The sequence below is a fragment of the Arthrobacter sp. BG5 genome (genome assembly GCF_056680155.1).
Genome location: NZ_CM155268.1, coordinates 2,145,551 through 2,159,792 on the forward strand (window position 1 = coordinate 2,145,551; position 14,242 = coordinate 2,159,792).

The 14,242-nt window shown below is 70.3% G+C and carries 16 protein-coding genes; 7 read left to right on the forward strand and 9 right to left on the reverse strand.

Going from position 1 to position 14,242, the window contains the following annotated elements:
• Positions 1 to 177: 177 nt before the first annotated feature.
• Entirely contained in the window at positions 178 to 864 is a 687-nt protein-coding gene (locus AC1MBE_RS09915) for a GntR family transcriptional regulator (RefSeq protein ID WP_479777788.1), read from the reverse strand.
• Between the two features lie 108 nt (positions 865 to 972).
• Between AC1MBE_RS09915 and AC1MBE_RS09920 the strand changes: the two genes are divergently transcribed.
• The 5 genes from AC1MBE_RS09920 (at position 973) to AC1MBE_RS09940 (ending at position 7,242) form a co-directional block, all read left to right on the forward strand.
• Positions 973 to 1,746 (forward strand): LamB/YcsF family protein, encoded by a 774-nt coding sequence (locus tag AC1MBE_RS09920; RefSeq protein ID WP_479777790.1) that lies wholly within the window; start codon positions 973 to 975, stop codon positions 1,744 to 1,746.
• A 99-nt stretch (positions 1,747 to 1,845) separates the two neighbouring features.
• Positions 1,846 to 3,207, forward strand: a complete 1,362-nt coding sequence (locus AC1MBE_RS09925) for an MFS transporter (RefSeq protein ID WP_479777792.1) — start codon at positions 1,846 to 1,848, stop codon at positions 3,205 to 3,207.
• Between the two features lie 30 nt (positions 3,208 to 3,237).
• Positions 3,238 to 4,923 (forward strand): 5-oxoprolinase subunit B/C family protein, encoded by a 1,686-nt coding sequence (locus AC1MBE_RS09930; protein ID WP_479782561.1) that lies wholly within the window; start codon positions 3,238 to 3,240, stop codon positions 4,921 to 4,923.
• A 7-nt stretch (positions 4,924 to 4,930) separates the two neighbouring features.
• Complete coding sequence (locus tag AC1MBE_RS09935; protein WP_479777794.1) at positions 4,931 to 6,700, forward strand: acetyl/propionyl/methylcrotonyl-CoA carboxylase subunit alpha; 1,770 nt, start codon at positions 4,931 to 4,933, stop codon at positions 6,698 to 6,700.
• 245 nt (positions 6,701 to 6,945) lie between these two features.
• The gene (locus tag AC1MBE_RS09940) at positions 6,946 to 7,242 is read left to right on the forward strand and encodes an antibiotic biosynthesis monooxygenase family protein (protein ID WP_479777796.1); all 297 of its coding nucleotides are present in this window, start codon (positions 6,946 to 6,948) and stop codon (positions 7,240 to 7,242) included.
• A 212-nt stretch (positions 7,243 to 7,454) separates the two neighbouring features.
• Here AC1MBE_RS09940 and AC1MBE_RS09945 read toward each other — a convergent pair whose 3' ends face one another.
• The 3 genes from AC1MBE_RS09945 to AC1MBE_RS09955 all read right to left on the reverse strand — a co-directional run bounded on the left by AC1MBE_RS09945 (position 7,455) and on the right by AC1MBE_RS09955 (position 10,196).
• On the reverse strand, positions 7,455 to 8,738 hold the full coding sequence (locus AC1MBE_RS09945; RefSeq protein ID WP_479777798.1) for a Dyp-type peroxidase: 1,284 nt from the start codon (positions 8,736 to 8,738) through the stop codon (positions 7,455 to 7,457).
• Complete coding sequence (locus tag AC1MBE_RS09950) at positions 8,735 to 9,331, reverse strand: copper chaperone PCu(A)C (RefSeq protein WP_479777800.1); 597 nt, start codon at positions 9,329 to 9,331, stop codon at positions 8,735 to 8,737. Before AC1MBE_RS09950 ends, AC1MBE_RS09945 begins: the two co-directional genes overlap by 4 nt.
• A 256-nt stretch (positions 9,332 to 9,587) precedes the next feature.
• Positions 9,588 to 10,196 carry a hypothetical protein gene (locus tag AC1MBE_RS09955; RefSeq protein ID WP_479777802.1) on the reverse strand — a complete coding sequence of 203 codons (609 nt, stop codon included), beginning with the start codon at positions 10,194 to 10,196 and terminating at the stop codon, positions 9,588 to 9,590.
• A gap of 136 nt (positions 10,197 to 10,332) precedes the next feature.
• Here AC1MBE_RS09955 and AC1MBE_RS09960 point away from each other — a divergent pair, with 136 nt between their 5' ends.
• Complete coding sequence (locus AC1MBE_RS09960) at positions 10,333 to 11,103, forward strand: GntR family transcriptional regulator (protein WP_479777804.1); 771 nt, start codon at positions 10,333 to 10,335, stop codon at positions 11,101 to 11,103.
• 36 nt (positions 11,104 to 11,139) lie between these two features.
• Here AC1MBE_RS09960 and AC1MBE_RS09965 read toward each other — a convergent pair whose 3' ends face one another.
• Genes AC1MBE_RS09965 through AC1MBE_RS09975 form a run of 3 tightly spaced genes read right to left on the reverse strand, consistent with a single transcriptional unit; the run spans position 11,140 to position 11,991 of the window.
• The gene (locus AC1MBE_RS09965) at positions 11,140 to 11,667 is read right to left on the reverse strand and encodes a hypothetical protein (protein WP_479777806.1); all 528 of its coding nucleotides are present in this window, start codon (positions 11,665 to 11,667) and stop codon (positions 11,140 to 11,142) included.
• On the reverse strand, positions 11,657 to 11,836 hold the full coding sequence (locus AC1MBE_RS09970) for a hypothetical protein (RefSeq protein WP_479777808.1): 180 nt from the start codon (positions 11,834 to 11,836) through the stop codon (positions 11,657 to 11,659). Before AC1MBE_RS09970 ends, AC1MBE_RS09965 begins: the two co-directional genes overlap by 11 nt.
• Positions 11,837 to 11,862: 26 nt before the next feature.
• Positions 11,863 to 11,991, reverse strand: a complete 129-nt coding sequence (locus AC1MBE_RS09975) for a hypothetical protein (RefSeq protein WP_479777809.1) — start codon at positions 11,989 to 11,991, stop codon at positions 11,863 to 11,865.
• Between the two features lie 265 nt (positions 11,992 to 12,256).
• On the opposite strand from AC1MBE_RS09975, the gene AC1MBE_RS09980 reads away from it, so the two are divergent.
• On the forward strand, positions 12,257 to 12,682 hold the full coding sequence (locus tag AC1MBE_RS09980) for a DsrE family protein (protein WP_479777811.1): 426 nt from the start codon (positions 12,257 to 12,259) through the stop codon (positions 12,680 to 12,682).
• Positions 12,683 to 12,698: 16 nt separating this feature from the next.
• Here the strand turns inward: AC1MBE_RS09980 and AC1MBE_RS09985 are convergent, their stop codons facing one another.
• Both AC1MBE_RS09985 and AC1MBE_RS09990 read right to left on the reverse strand, forming a co-directional pair.
• Entirely contained in the window at positions 12,699 to 13,709 is a 1,011-nt protein-coding gene (locus AC1MBE_RS09985; RefSeq protein ID WP_479777813.1) for a bile acid:sodium symporter family protein, read from the reverse strand.
• A gap of 90 nt (positions 13,710 to 13,799) precedes the next feature.
• Complete coding sequence (locus tag AC1MBE_RS09990) at positions 13,800 to 14,192, reverse strand: MerR family transcriptional regulator (RefSeq protein ID WP_479777815.1); 393 nt, start codon at positions 14,190 to 14,192, stop codon at positions 13,800 to 13,802.
• Positions 14,193 to 14,242: the final 50 nt, after the last annotated feature.

Here is a 14,242-nt window from a genome sequence, read left to right on the forward strand (position 1 = left end):
GTGCTGGGAAGCGCGACGTTGCGGCACGACTGGCCTGTTTCAGGCACCGCCCGCTGTGGCCGCATGTCCGGCCTTGATTTTCGGCTCCAAAGTACCCGCGCCGTCACAGTGGCGGCATGGTGCTCAAGGCCGCTGAGACCTGGAACGGATGCCGGGCAGCCCACCGGAAGCTGCGGCTCACTCGCCGTGGACGGCGCTCTGTTTCTGTTCCGAGCGGTCGAGATAGGCCAGCAGGAGGTCCGCAGCGCGGTCCGGATCGCCGCCTTCCAGCGCGGCGCAGATCTGCTCGTTGTCGTCCAGGTAACTGCGGTAGAAGTGCGCGTCCACGGTGGCTTTGTGGAAAAACAGCCGCATCTCGGCGAGGACCTGCGACATGATCGTGTCCAGCCGGCGGCTTCCGGCCAGCGCCACAATCGCGCGGTGGAAGTGCTGGTTGGCGGTGCCGAGGGCCTCCTCGTCGTCGGCGGCAGCCGCGGCCTTGCCTTCCTCGACGGCGGCGCGGACCGCGGCCACCTGCTCCGGAGTGCCCCCGCCGCGCAGGGCCGCGACCTCGACGGCGCGGCGGACCGCGTACACATCGTGGATGTCGCCGGGGGCCAGGCTGGCCACGAAGACCCCGCGGTTGGGGTGCCGGACCACCAGGCGCTCGGCCGCCAGTTCGGCGAAGGCCTCGCGCACGGTGTTACGGGAGACACCGAGGTCTTCGGCAATCGTCGACTCGGTCAGCCGGGTGCCCGGCAGCAGCACTCCGTCGGCCAGCTGCTGGCGGAGTTCGGCCGCGACCCGGTCCGCCACCGAGGGGACGGCGATGCGCAGCCGCGCCGCGGCCGCCAGGGCGCGGGGGCCGGCGTCGGAAGTCGTCATAGTGCCGAATCTACACGATTGTCCCAAGAAAGAATCGTCGGATTGTTGAACAATCAGACGAGATGATGCATCCTAGTAGGGGGCCAAGCACTGAGACGAGGATCACAAATGGCACACACCGGGCTAAACACCATCGACCTGAACAGCGACGTCGGCGAGTCTTACGGACGCTGGAGCCTCGGTGACGACACCGCGATGTTCCGTTCCGTTTCGAGCGCCAATGTGGCCTGCGGATTCCACGCCGGAGACCCCAGCGTCATCCGCCGGACCTGCCGCGAGGCGGTCGCCGCCGGCGTCATGATCGGCGCCCACGTCGGCTACCGGGACCTGGCCGGCTTCGGCCGCCGCTTCCTCGACATCGACCCCAACGAACTGGCCGACGACGTCGTCTACCAGATCGGTGCGCTGCAGGCCCTGGCCGCCGCGGAAGGCGGCCGGGTCACCTACGTCAAACCGCACGGCGGCCTGTACAACGCGATCGTCGCGCACACCGCGCAGGCGAAGGCCGTCGTCGACGCCGTGAAGTCCGTGGACCGGGACCTGCCGATCCTGGGCCTGCCGGGCTCGGAAGTGCTCCGCCTGGCCGAGGCGGCCGGGCTGCGCGCGGTCACCGAAGCTTTCGCGGACCGCGCCTACAACCGGGACGGCACCCTGGTTTCCCGCACACTCCCCGGAGCCGTTCTGCACGACCACACGGAGGTCACCGAACATGTCCTCCGGATGGCCACCGACTCCGCCGTCCGCACCATCGACGGCTCCATCCTGAAAATCCGGGCCGAAAGCATCTGCGTCCACGGCGACTCCCCGGGAGCCGTTGCCATGGCAGCCGCCGTCCGCGAGGCGCTCAGCGCCGCCGGCATCAGCACCGCCCCGTTCGTCTAAGAACGCCCTCAACAGCCTCACCGGCGCTGCGTTTCCAACCCGGCGCTACTTCAGCACACCCACCCCAGCACAGGCAGCATCCGCAACTGGAGGAACATCATGACCGCACCGCACCAGGCCGCCCCGGCCGCCAGCAAGAGGGCCGGCAAAAGGGCCGGCAAAAGGAATCTGCCGCCCGGCGCCCTCAAGGCCTACATCGCAAGCCTCACCGGCACCTCGCTGGAGTACTACGACTTCGCGATCTACTCCGTGGCATCGGCGCTGATCTTCCCCAAGATCTTCTTCCCGGTAGGTGACGAGCTGGTGGGCCTGTTGCTGTCCTTCTCCACCTTCGCCGTCGGTTACCTTGCCCGCCCCATCGGCGGTGTGATCTTCGGCCGGCTCGGCGACAAGATCGGCCGAAAGCACGTCCTGGTGGTCACCCTGATGCTCATCGGCGTCGCCACCGTGCTCATCGGCGTCCTGCCGGACTACTCGGCGATCGGCGTCGCGGCCCCGGCGATCCTGGTGCTGCTGCGCCTGGCGCAGGGCATCGGCGTCGGCGGCGAATGGGGCGGAGCCGTCCTGCTCTCCAGCGAATTCGGCGACGCCCGCAAACGCGGCTTCTGGTCCTCGGCCGCCCAGATCGGCCCGCCGGCCGGCAACCTGATGGCCAACGGCGTCCTCGCCCTCCTCGCGGCAACCCTCAGCAATGAGGCGTTCCTGTCCTGGGGTTGGCGCGTGGCCTTCCTCGCCTCCGCCCTGCTGGTGGTCTTCGGCCTCCTGATCCGGCTCAAGCTCGAGGAAACCCCTGTCTTCAAGGCCATCCAGGCCCACGGCGAGGCCCCCAAGGCCCCCATCAAGGAGGTCTTCACCAAAGAACCCCGCGCGCTGCTGGCAGCCGCCCTGTCGCGCATCTGCCCCGACGTGCTCTACTCCCTCTTCACGGTCTTCGTCGCCCTCTACGCCACCAAGCAGCTCGGCATGACCACCGGAAACGTTCTCGGCGCCATCCTGATCGGCTCGGCCTTCCAGCTCGCCTTGATCCCGGCCGCCGGCGCGCTCACGGACCGCTTCAACCGCCGCCTCGTCTACGGCATCGCCGCCGTCGGCACGGCTGTCTACATCCCGCTGTTCTTCCTGATGATCCAGGGCAAATCCGTGCTGATGCTCACCATCGGCGTCGTGATCGGCCTCGCCTTCCACGCGTTCATGTACGGCCCGCAGGCCGCCTACATTACCGAGCAGTTCCCGGCCCGGCTGCGCTACGCCGGTAGCTCGCTGGCCTACACCCTGGCCGGCGTGATCGGCGGCGCCGTCGCCCCGCTGGTCTTCACGGCGCTCTACGCCGCGACCGGCAACTGGTACCTGATCGCCGGCTACCTCGCGGTGTCCGCCGTGGTGACGGTGGTGGGGTTGGCGATCGGCCGGAACCCGCAGACCAGCGAGGAAGAGCGGCTGCTGCAGGAAGCCCGCGCCTAAGCGGCGCGGACCCTGGCGACGGCGGCAATGATGGAGACAGCAATGGAAACGGTGGCAACGCGGCAGGCGGCCGTCCACAAAGTGAACGCGGTGCGGGCGGTGGGCACCCGCGCGGTGCTCGCAGAACTCACCGGCACCCAGGGCGTGCTGGCGCTGCAGGCACTGCTCCTCGAGCATCCGTTGCCCGGGCAGCTGGACGTGCTCGCCGCCGCCGAGACCGTCATGGTCACGGCCGACTCGCCCGTCGCCGCCCGCCGGATCGCCGCGCAGCTGCTGCAGCTCGACCTCACCGCCCCGGTGCAGCGCGACGGCGGCCTGGTGGTCATCGACACCGTGTACGACGGCGAGGACCTCGCCGAAGTGGCGGAGCTGACCGGCCTCGGGGTCGAGGGCGTGATCGCCGCCCATTGCCGCCAGCAGTGGACCGTGGCCTTCGCCGGCTTCGCCCCGGGCTTCGGCTACCTCGTTGGGGAGAACGAAGCTCTCAGCGTTCCCCGCCGCAGCTCCCCGCGCACCGCCGTGCCCGCAGGTGCCGTGGCGCTGGCCGGAACCTACTCGGCCGTCTACCCGCGTCGCTCACCCGGGGGCTGGCAGCTGATCGGCCGCACCTCCGCCCGGATGTGGGACCTGGACCGCGAGCAGCCCGCCCTGGCCGCCCCGGGCCACCGGATCCAGTTCCGCGCGGTCCGGGAGACGGTGACGCTTGCCCCGGAACCGCAGCCTGAAACCCCCGCGCCGGAGGTGGCTTCCGGGCTCCGGATCGTCTCGCCCGGGCTGCAGAGCCTGATCCAGGACCTTGGACGCCACGGCCACTCGGGGCTGGGTGTTTCCGCCGCCGGAGCGCTGGACCGTGCCTCGCTGCGCCGCGCCAACCGCCTCGTCGGGAACGCGCCGTCGGCCGCGGCGATCGAGACCGTCGCCGGCGGACTCACGGTCCAGGCCGTTGGGGACCAGGTCCTGGCCGTCGCCGGGGCGCCGTCGGAACTGGCTATCACCGGCCCGGATCGAGCTGACGCGGAGCCGGTCCGCCGTACCGTGCCGATGGCCACGCCCTTCGCCCTGCTTGACGGCGAGACGCTGAGCATCGGCGCACCGGAGAGCGGCTTCCGCAGCTACCTCGCGGTCCGCGGCGGAGTGGATGCCGCCCCCGTCCTCGGCAGCCGGTCCACCGACACGATGTCCGGGATCGGCCCCGCGCCGCTGGCCGCGGGGCAACTCGTGGCCTCCGGCGGCGACTCCGAGTCCGGCGTCGTCGGGCACCCCGAGCTGCAGCCCGACTTCCCCGGCACCGGGGTGACCGTGCTCGACGTCGTGCCCGGTCCGCGCGCTGACTGGTTCGACGCCGAAGCGCTGGATTCGCTCACCGCGCAGGAGTGGCAGGTCAAGCCGCAGTCCAACCGGGTGGGCATGCGGCTCGACGGAACGCCGCTGCAACGAACCCGGGACGGGGAGCTGGCCAGCGAGGGGACCGTCGCCGGCGCGCTGCAGGTCCCGCCCGAAGGCCTGCCGGTGCTCTTCCTGGCCGACCACCCGATCACCGGAGGTTACCCCGTGATCGCCGTCGTCGTCGACCCGCAACTGGACCTCGCCGCGCAGGTCCCGATCGGCGGCAGGATCCGCTTCCGCTGGGCGGACTCCGGCGGCAACGACCCCGCCTCCGACCACCCCGCCCCCACCGGACACACCCCCGACCACACCCCGCCGAACAAGAAGTGAGTAACTGATGCGCAAGGTCCTGATCGCCAACCGCGGCGAAATCGCCGTCCGGATCGCCCGGGCCTGCGACGACGCCCAACTGGCGTCCGTCGCCGTCTACGCGGACATCGACGCCGACGCCCTGCATGTCTCCGCGGCGGACGAGGCCTTCGCCCTGGGCGGCAATTCACCCGCCGATACCTACCTGAACATCCCCAAACTGCTCGCCGCTGCGGCCAAAGCCGGCGCCGACGCCGTCCATCCCGGCTACGGCTTCCTGTCCGAGAACGCCGACTTCGCCCAGGCGGTCCTCGACGCCGGACTGACCTGGATCGGGCCCGCGCCCGATGCCATCCGGCTGCTTGGCAACAAGATCACGGCCCGCGAAACGGCCGTCCGCGCCGGGGCGCCCCTCGTGGCCGGCAGTGACGGCCCGGTCGGTTCCGCGGCCGAAGCCCGCGCCTTCGCCGAGCAGCACGGACTGCCCATCGCGATCAAGGCCGCCTTCGGCGGCGGCGGCCGCGGCATGAAGGTGGTCCGCGCGCTCGACGAAATCGAGGAGGCCTTCGGCTCCGCCGTCCGCGAGGCCGTCGCCGCCTTCGGCCGCGGGGAGTGCTTCGTGGAGCGCTACCTCGACCGGCCGCGCCACGTCGAGGCCCAGGTCCTGGCGGATACCCACGGGAACGTCGTCGTCGTCGGAACCCGCGACTGCTCGCTGCAGCGCAGGCACCAGAAACTCGTCGAGGAAGCCCCCGCACCTTTCCTCACGAAGGAGCAGACCGGCCAGATCTATCAGGCGTCCAAGGCCGTCTGCCGGGAAGCACGCTACTCCGGCGCCGGCACGGTGGAATTCCTCGTCGCCGCGGACGGCACGGTCGCGTTCCTGGAGGTCAACACCCGCCTGCAGGTGGAGCACCCGATCACCGAGGAAACCACCGGGATCGACCTGATCCAGGAGCAGTTCCGCATTGCGGCGGGGGAGCCGTTGCGCTTCACCGAGGACCCGGCGCCGCGCGGGCACTCCTTCGAATTCCGGCTCAACGCCGAGGACGTAGGCCGCGGCTTCCTCCCCTCACCCGGCACCATTGCCCAGTTCTCCGGCCCCACCGGCCCGGGGATCCGGCTCGACTCCGGCGTCCGCTCCGGCTCGTTCGTCCCTCCGCAGTTCGACTCGCTGCTGGCGAAGCTGATCGTCACCGGCGCGGACCGGCAGCAGGCCCTGCGCCGGGCCCGCCGCGCCCTCGCGGAGCTCAGCATCACCGGGGTGGCCACCGTGCTGCCGTTCCACCGGGCCGTGCTGGAGTCCCCGGACTTCACCTCGGAGGCCGGACTGGGAATCCACACCCGCTGGATCGAGACCGACTTCGCTGACAGCATCCCGGCCGACCCCGGCTACAGCACCACGGCACCCAACGGCGAACGACGTACCATCACCGTCGAGGTCGACGGCAAGCGTCTCGCCGTCGGGCTGCCGGCGGATCTGCTGGACGGCTGGGCGCGGTCCGGCCGGACACTGCCTGGCGGAGTTTCTCTTGAGGGCTCGCCGGGGGCCGGGTCAGACGACGGCGCTGCCACACCCGCTGATCCGGGGGAGTTGCGGGCCGACATGTCCGGGACCGTGGTGAAGTGGCTCGTCGAGCCGGGGGCAGCGGTCACCGCCGGGGACCCCGTCGTCGTGCTCGAAGCGATGAAGATGGAAACCCAGGTCGCCGCGCACCGGGACGGAACGGTAACCGACGTCCGCGCCGAAGCCGGCGGCGTGGTCGCTGCCGGAGCGGTGCTGGCGCTGATCGGGTAGCCGCGGGACATGCCCAGCGCCCGGGCCGGCGCGCCCGCGGGACATGCCCAGCGCCAGGGCCGGCGCGTGGACATAATGCCATTATGTCCAACCCCGGAGCCCAGGGCTGGGCATGCTCGTCGTTCGAGTGGGCCGCATTCCGGGCTTTCTGGCGCCCCGCCGGGCAGTCCGGCCCTACCGCCCCGCCCGTCCCGGGAACATAATCGGCCTTATCAACCCCGGTGCAGACTTTGGAGGCGATTGACGTGTCCGTTTACACGCTTGGAATTTGGCTGGTCCACCCGGGCCGTGAGAACGATTTTGTGCAGGCCTGGCGGGACCTGGCCAGGAAGACCCAAGAGGATTACCCCAACGCCAAGGCGGTGCTGATGCACGACCATGACGTCCGGAACAGGTTCATCAGTACCGGGCCGTGGGAATCACTGGAACAGATCGAGCAGTGGCGGGCGTCAGCCACCTTCACCCAGGGGGTTGAGGCGATGCGCGAGATGCTCGAGCACTTCGAATCCCGCACCCTCGACGAGGCGGCCAGCATCGGCTGAGGCGACCGGGGGCGGCCGTCCACCCGCCGTCGACGCCCGGGCCGCCGTCGAGGAACCGATCCCCGACAGCCGCCGGCGGGTCGTGCGGTCCCTGCAGCAGCCTGATGTTTCCCACGCTAGACCCTGCCCGGTAACGGCGTCAGCCCCTCGCCGGATCGACCCCGGGGCCGCCCCTCCAGTTCACCCGGACGGGGCGGCCCCCGGGCCATGGATCAGGCGAACAGCTCCTCGCCGATGAACCCGCCCTCGCGGCACCCCGGCGGGACGGCGAAAACGGCCGAACCGACCGGCGTCGTCCACAGATTGAGCATGTCCGCCTCAGCGAGCCGGCGCTGGATGGGCGTGAACTGCTTCTCGACGTCGGCCTGGTAGGACACGAAGATCAGCCCCGAGTCCGAAACCCCTCCGGCGCCGGGAGCGGCGTCGTAGTTGTACGCCCGGCGGAAGATCCGCTGCGAACTGTCTTCGGGCCGGGCACGGCGCAGGTGGGAGACGTCGGAGATGACGGGGAATCCGTGCCGGGACATCGCCGTGAAGTCCGGTTCGTCGTGCTCTTGCTCGCCGGTCAGCGGTGCGCCGTTGGAGAGCCGGCGGCCCACCGCTTCCTCCCGGCCGACGCGGTCAACCTCATCCCACTTGTCCAGGTTCATCGCGATCCGCCGGATGACCACCGAGGTGCCGTTGTCCGTCCATGCGGGGATATCCCCGCCGCCCCAGACCACGCGCTCATGGTCCGTGCTGTCCGGGGCCGGGTTGGACGTCCCGTCCACTTGGCCGAAGAGGTTCCGCATGGTCGTCCCGGACTTCTCGCTGCCGTACGAACGCCGGAAACCGGTTTGCACCCAGCGCACGGTCGTGAAACTGCGGCTGTCCTTGAGGAGCATCCGCTGGGCGTGCGCCACGGTCACCGGATCGTCCGCACAGATCTGCAGCAGCAGATCGCCGCCGGAGAACCCCGGCTGCAGCCGGTCGATGCTGAAGGCGGGCAGCGGCTTCAGCCAGCCCGGAGCCCGGGCGGGGGCCACCGCGGCCACCAGCCCGGGACCGAAGCCGAACGTAACCGTCAACCGTGCCGGGACCCGGGCGAGCTCCGCCTCTGTGTCAGCCAGGGCCGGGGTGCCTGCGCAGAGGTTGGCGGCGTCGTCGCTGAGCAGCCGCAGCAGCGCTTTGACCCTGGCACGCGTCGTTCCCGGACGCAGATCGAGGGCGACGAAAACGCCGTGCGCCTGGGCGGGGGTGGTAATCCCCGCCTGCCGGTCACCGTAAAAGGCCACCGCCGTGCCGCCGTGGACGCTCTCCGCGGGTTCGTCCGTGGCCGGCTTTCCGGTCAGCTGCCCGACGGCGGCCCCGGCGAACGGGGCGCCCGCCGCGGCCAGCGCCCCGAGCCCCGCGGCGGCACCGCCGAAAAGCAGTCCGCGCCGCGGGAATTTCCGCGGTTCGTTGTGATCTTCACCGCCCGCGGGGGCGTCCGCCGGCTGCCGTTTCCCGGTGCTCATTTCGAGGTCGACGACGGCGCGGGGCTGCTTGCGCCGCCGGTGGCCGACTCTCCGGAGGACATTCCCGGATCTTTGCCCTCGACGTAGTTCTCGTTGGCGCCGCCGAAATCCTTCGCCAACGCCGTGAACGTGAGGGTCCCGCCGCCGGCCAGCGCCAGCGTGAACGTGACCTCGGCACCCGCCGTGACCGGTGCGGTCAGCCCCATCAGCATGATGTGGTTGGCGCCGGGCTCCAGCCTCAGTTCGCCGCCCGCCGGGATAACAAAGCCGCCTTCCTTGGCCCGCATCTGCATTCCGCCGGTGGTGCCCGCAACGGTTTCGTGGAGTTCAACCTTCCGGGCCGCGGGGGTCGAGGCGCCGGTGACGGTGACGTCGGCGCCGGTGGTGTTTTTGATGACGCCGAAGCCGCCGGTCATCCCGGAAGCGGCGGCTTTGACCCACGGCTGGCTGACCGTGAGGCCCGCCGCGCTGGCCGGGGCGGCAGTAGCAGGTGCGGAGGGCGTCGAAGTGGACGCCGTAGGCGCGCAGCCGGTAAAGGCCAGGGATGCGGCCGCGAGGACGGAGAGGCCGGGGTAGATGAACTTTTTGGACATGGTGGTACTCCTGAAGGGTTGCGGGCGGCCACGGGCCTGCCCGGAAAATGTTGTGGGGCTGGGGAATCGCACACCGGGCATGCTCCGCCGCGGGCACGCCAAGGCGGCAGCACGGGCGACAGCGGCGCGGGGTCTGCCTGGCGGCCGCCCGCTGCGCCGGATAAGGTGCAGCGTCAAGGGCGGCGGGCATGTGACGTGTCCGGCCCCGGAACTGTCAGGCAGTGTGCCGAGGCTTACCGGGTGACGGGACGGGCGCCTAGGAGGCGAGCGGAGCGGCGGGCGGCCCGCGGTGGCGCATCACCAGCAGGGGAACGCCGAGGTTGCGCAGCGGCTGCAGACGCCGGTTGGCGGGCCGGGTGACGGCCGGCGGCTGGGGCAACGGCTGGAAGAGCGGCAGGAAGGCTGTCACGCGCAGGCGCAGAGCTTGGACCAGGCGGACGACGGTGACCTCGCCGCGGCGCAGGAGGGCGACCGTCAGGACGGCGGCAACGGCGTGCCCAGCCCACATCAGGGGCGAGGTGTGGTCCATGGCGGCGGAGACAGCCGTGCCGGCGGCCGGTTCGAGCGGCATGGAGTGCGCTGCGTGGCCGCCGGGCGGAAGGGGGGAATGGCGCGGGGCCGCCGCGCCGCTGAAGAGCCAGTGGAAGAAACCTTGGCTCAGCAGGACGCCTGTTGCCAGCCTCCACAGGGACAACCCGCGGCCCGTAAGTGCGGTGCAGACCAGTCCGGACAGTGCCAGGGCCAGCACGAGCAGGGGAACTTCCGGAATGCTGCCGCCGGCCAGGACGTGGGAAGCGGCGGCGATCGAGGTCGCGATGACGGCGCCGATCCAGCCGCGGACCAGGCGCAGGGCAGGTGCCGTCATTCTTCCTCCTCACTCCCGCACCATTCTACAGGCCGTCGAAGAAGGCTTTAGGGCGTCCGCGCAGCCGCGGGGGCGGGGGCGATGCAGTAACGTCGTAATGCCAGCAGCTGTGTGCAGGAGACCGGGCGGGAGTTACGTGACAAATCACCAGAAGCCAGCAGCGGTGTCCCGTGCGGAGGATGCCGCCGGGAGGACCAAGGATGGCCCGCTCTGGAAGACGGTCAGCGCCGAGCTCCTGGCGGAGGTCCTCGCCGGGGCATTTGCGGGTAGTTTCCCCGGCGAACTGGAATTGGCCCGGCGGTACGGCGTCAGCCGGGGCACGATCCGGGCCGCGCTGAAGCCGCTCCGCGATGCCGGGCACATCACCGCGCACCCCGGCAAGAAACCCACGGTGGTCGCCGGTAGAAGCACGGCCTACGGTCCGCTCTACAGTGTCCTGGCGTCCATCCGGGAGTCCGGGATGGAACACCGCAGCGTGGTCCTCGAACAGCACCTGGTGGTGAACGCGGAGGTGGCGGCAAAGCTCTCCCTGGCGCCGGACGCGGAGCTCTTTCACCTATCGCGGGTTCGCCTCGCGGACGGCGAGCCTATCGGGCTGGACGAGGTCTGGCTCCCGGGGACGACCGCGGCGAAGCTCCTTGAGGCCGACTTCCGTAACGCATCCCTGTACGGCGAGCTCGACCGGCGCTGCGGCGTCGTGCTCGACGGCGGGGTGGAGCAGCTCACTGCGGTGCCCGCCACCCCCGCCCAGGCGGCGCTGCTCGGCTGCCCGGAGGCCTCCCCGCTGCTGCTGATTGAACGGACCGGCTGCCACCGGGCACGCGACGTCGAGTTCCGGCGCAGCCACGTCCTGGGGGACCGGGTGGCAATTGCGACCGCCTTCGGCTGCAAGGCCACTCCCCGCTGACCCGGCCCCGCTGACCCACTCCGCTGGGTGGCGGCCCTAGCGTCCGCTGCCGGAGGCTGCACCCGCCTTGGCGGCCCGCACCCGCGGTACCGGGCAGCGGTCCTCGGAAGTAGCCCGCTTCACGAAGGCCCACAGCAGCAGGGCGATGGACAGGGCCGCCAGCAGGGGCTGGATCGGCTCGAAGTACTGCATGGCGCCGGACGTGCCAAGGGCGAGCAGGACAAGTTTGTTGCAGACCGGGCAGCCCACGGCGAAGAAGGAGACGATTGTTCCGGCCGCGCCGAAGCGGCCCCTGCTGTCCGGCTCACCGCCGCTGCTCCCGCCGTCGGCCGCCGGTTCGCGGGACACATAGGTAGCCAGCAGCAATCCGGTGAGGACGGCCGTCACCGCGAGGATGGGGAACGACCACCAGGTGGGCGGCACCTCGCGGCTGAACAGGGGTGTGTCGATCAGGTCCGTCGGGACGGCCACGAGGACGTAGGTGCCGACGGCGGCGACAGCGGCGGCCAGCCAGCGCCGCGCCGGCCACTGCGCCAGCGCCGGTATCAGGGTGTTAGTGCGCATCGTCGTGCATCCTGTCTCTTGTCGGCTCTGTCTGCCGGTTCTTGTAATAGAGGGCCACGCCCGCCAGCAGGGCGAGGGCTGCGGCTCCCGCGACCACAAGGTCCGGGATCCCGGCGGCAGCCTCACTGGCAAAGGATTCAGCCCTGAACTGGTCCTGGACCGTCAGCACGCCGCCCAGGCCCGCCGTCCCGTCGCTCAGCCCTGGTAGGAGAGCAGGCCCACAAACAGCAGTAGCACCGCGATGCCTAGGGCGGGCAGGATGATCGAGGCGGTGCGGCGGCGCGGTTTGGCTGGGGCTTGTTTGGACTTGGTCAAGGTGGGCATCCGGCTCCTCGAACGGGCAGCAATGGACCCGCAAATGTCTAGACATTTAATGTCCTAGCGAGGCTACGTGACAACCGCCGTCATGTACAACACCTAGCCCGCGCCATTGGGGATGCAGTCCGGGATCCCGGGCGGGGCCCTGCGGGTGCGCGCGGCGGGTCCACAGTCGAATGTCTGTACATTTCCGGCGGCGGGTCGCTAGCATGCACGATATGGCCGGGCGCGCCCTGCGGTGCCCGGCCCCGTCCGCGCCAAAGGAGATTGTATGTCTGAGCTTTCCGCTGAAAACGAGCTTCGGGGCTCGGCAGAAAATGACCTGAGCCGTCCGGGGGAGCCGGCGGGCGAGGGTCCCCGGGGACTCGTGGCCCACGGGGCCGGGCCCTTGCCGGACGGGGCGCTGGCCGGAGTGTTGCGAAGCAGCCAGAACGCCGTGGATGCCCTGGGGCCCGGGGTTCCGGTCGAGGCTGTTATCCAGGGGCCGGGGGTTGCCCTGCTGGCGGAGGATTCGGAACACCGGGCTGCGGTCCTGGCCGCGCTCGCCCATGGAGTCCGGGTGCTGGCCTGCGGGAACAGCCTGCGCTCGGCGGACGTGCCCGCCGAGCGCCTGCTGCCCGGCGTCGGCGTCGTCCCGGCCGCCATCGCACACCTCGCCCGGCGTCAGTGGGATGGCTGGGCTTACGTCCGCCTGTGACGGCCCCCGGTAGGACTCAGGCGTCGCGCAGCGGGCGGCGGGCCAGCCAGGCGGCCACGATGGCGCCGGAGATGTTGTGCCAGAGCGAGAACACGGCGGAGGGAAGCGCGGCCAGCGGGCTGAAGTGGGCGGTGGCCAGCGTCGCCGCGAGGCCGGAGTTCTGCATGCCCACCTCGAAGGCCAGGGCGCGGCGGGCCTTGTCATCCAGGCGGCCGAGCTTGCCGGCCAGGTAGCCCAGGCCCAAGCCGAAGCCGTTGTGGAGCACCACGGCCAGGAAGACGATGCCGCCGGCGGCCACGATCTTGTTGGCACTGCCCGCCACGACGATTGCCACGATCAGCGAAATGACCACGGCGGAAGCCCAGGGCAGCACCGGGAGCACCCTGGCGACGAACTTTTTCAGGAACAGGCGGGCCAGCAGACCGGCTACCACCGGCAGCAGCACGGTCTTGACGATGTCCAGCACCATGCCGGCGGCATCGATCTGCAGGTAGGAGCCGGCGAGGAAGAGCACCAGCAGCGGCGTCACGATCGGGGCGATCAACGTGGACACGGAAGCAACGGCGACGGAGAGGGCCACATCGCCCTTGGCCAGAAACGCCATCACGTTCGAGGCCGTACCGGACGGTGCACAGCCGACCAGGATCAGGCCGACGGCGAGCTCCGGCTCAAGGTGCAGCGCCTGGGCGATCAGCCACCCGGCGCCGGGCATGATGACGTAGTGTGCCACAATGCCCAGCACCACGGCCCACGGACGCTTCGCCACCGAGGCGAAATCCGGCGGCGTCAGGGTCAGGCCCATGCAGAACATGATGATGCCGAGCAGGTACGGCACACTCGGGGCGAGCGGCTTGAACGCGCCCGGCAGGAGGAATCCGGCAACGCCGGCGACCACCACGAGGAGCGGAAACACGGTGACCGCGATGCGGGCGATTTTGGCCTCGGCGGCGAGGGCCGGATTGACCGGGGTGTCCGCGTCAGTGCGGGACTCTGGCGCGGACTTCGGGGATTTGGTTGCCTCAAGCATCCAAGCATGGTGCCACCGGCGTCCGTGGTCCGGCCACTTTATGACTGGAGGGCGGGCGAGTATGTCAGATTTATGGCTGCGGCGCGCACGTCAGGCGGTTCGGCTGCCCAGCATCGCGATGAACTCGTCCGCCTGGCTGAGGTTGCGGGCCATTTTCGCGCGCTGGTGCTCGGCGCGTTCCAGGAATTCGGCCAGCCGGGCGTCGGGGCCGGCGGTGTCCGCCGAGCCGCCCGGGGTCCGTTCCGCGGCGAGCAGGCCGAGGATTTCCGCCATCTCTTCGAGGGAGAACCCCAGCGGTTTCATCTGCTTGATCAGCATCAGGCGCGCCACGTCTGCCTCGGAATAAACCCGGAAACCGCCGTCGGTGCGGGCCGACGCGGGGAGCAGACCGACGTCGTCGTAATGCCGGATGGTCCGCAGGGACAGCCCGGTGCGTTCTGCCAGTTCGCCGATGTGCATGGTGCTGGTGGTTTTCGCTGTCATGAGTCTCTCTATCCCGTTCGGAGTTCAACTCTACCATCACGTTAGGGTAG

Excerpts from the sequence above, each read along its gene's own strand:
- AC1MBE_RS09915 (WP_479777788.1), bottom strand. The coding sequence starts at position 864 with ATGACGACTTCCGACGCCGGCCCCCGCGCCCTGGCGGCCGCGGCGCGG.
- AC1MBE_RS09920 (WP_479777790.1), top strand. The coding sequence starts at position 973 with ATGGCACACACCGGGCTAAACACCATCGACCTGAACAGCGACGTCGGC.
- AC1MBE_RS09925 (WP_479777792.1), top strand. The coding sequence starts at position 1,846 with ATGACCGCACCGCACCAGGCCGCCCCGGCCGCCAGCAAGAGGGCCGGC.
- AC1MBE_RS09930 (WP_479782561.1), top strand. The coding sequence starts at position 3,238 with ATGGAGACAGCAATGGAAACGGTGGCAACGCGGCAGGCGGCCGTCCAC.
- AC1MBE_RS09935 (WP_479777794.1), top strand. The coding sequence starts at position 4,931 with ATGCGCAAGGTCCTGATCGCCAACCGCGGCGAAATCGCCGTCCGGATC.
- AC1MBE_RS09945 (WP_479777798.1), bottom strand. The coding sequence starts at position 8,738 with ATGAGCACCGGGAAACGGCAGCCGGCGGACGCCCCCGCGGGCGGTGAA.
- AC1MBE_RS09950 (WP_479777800.1), bottom strand. The coding sequence starts at position 9,331 with ATGTCCAAAAAGTTCATCTACCCCGGCCTCTCCGTCCTCGCGGCCGCA.
- AC1MBE_RS09955 (WP_479777802.1), bottom strand. The coding sequence starts at position 10,196 with ATGACGGCACCTGCCCTGCGCCTGGTCCGCGGCTGGATCGGCGCCGTC.
- AC1MBE_RS09965 (WP_479777806.1), bottom strand. The coding sequence starts at position 11,667 with ATGCGCACTAACACCCTGATACCGGCGCTGGCGCAGTGGCCGGCGCGG.
- AC1MBE_RS09975 (WP_479777809.1), bottom strand. The coding sequence starts at position 11,991 with ATGCCCACCTTGACCAAGTCCAAACAAGCCCCAGCCAAACCGCGCCGC.
- AC1MBE_RS09980 (WP_479777811.1), top strand. The coding sequence starts at position 12,257 with ATGTCTGAGCTTTCCGCTGAAAACGAGCTTCGGGGCTCGGCAGAAAAT.
- AC1MBE_RS09985 (WP_479777813.1), bottom strand. The coding sequence starts at position 13,709 with ATGCTTGAGGCAACCAAATCCCCGAAGTCCGCGCCAGAGTCCCGCACT.
- AC1MBE_RS09990 (WP_479777815.1), bottom strand. The coding sequence starts at position 14,192 with ATGACAGCGAAAACCACCAGCACCATGCACATCGGCGAACTGGCAGAA.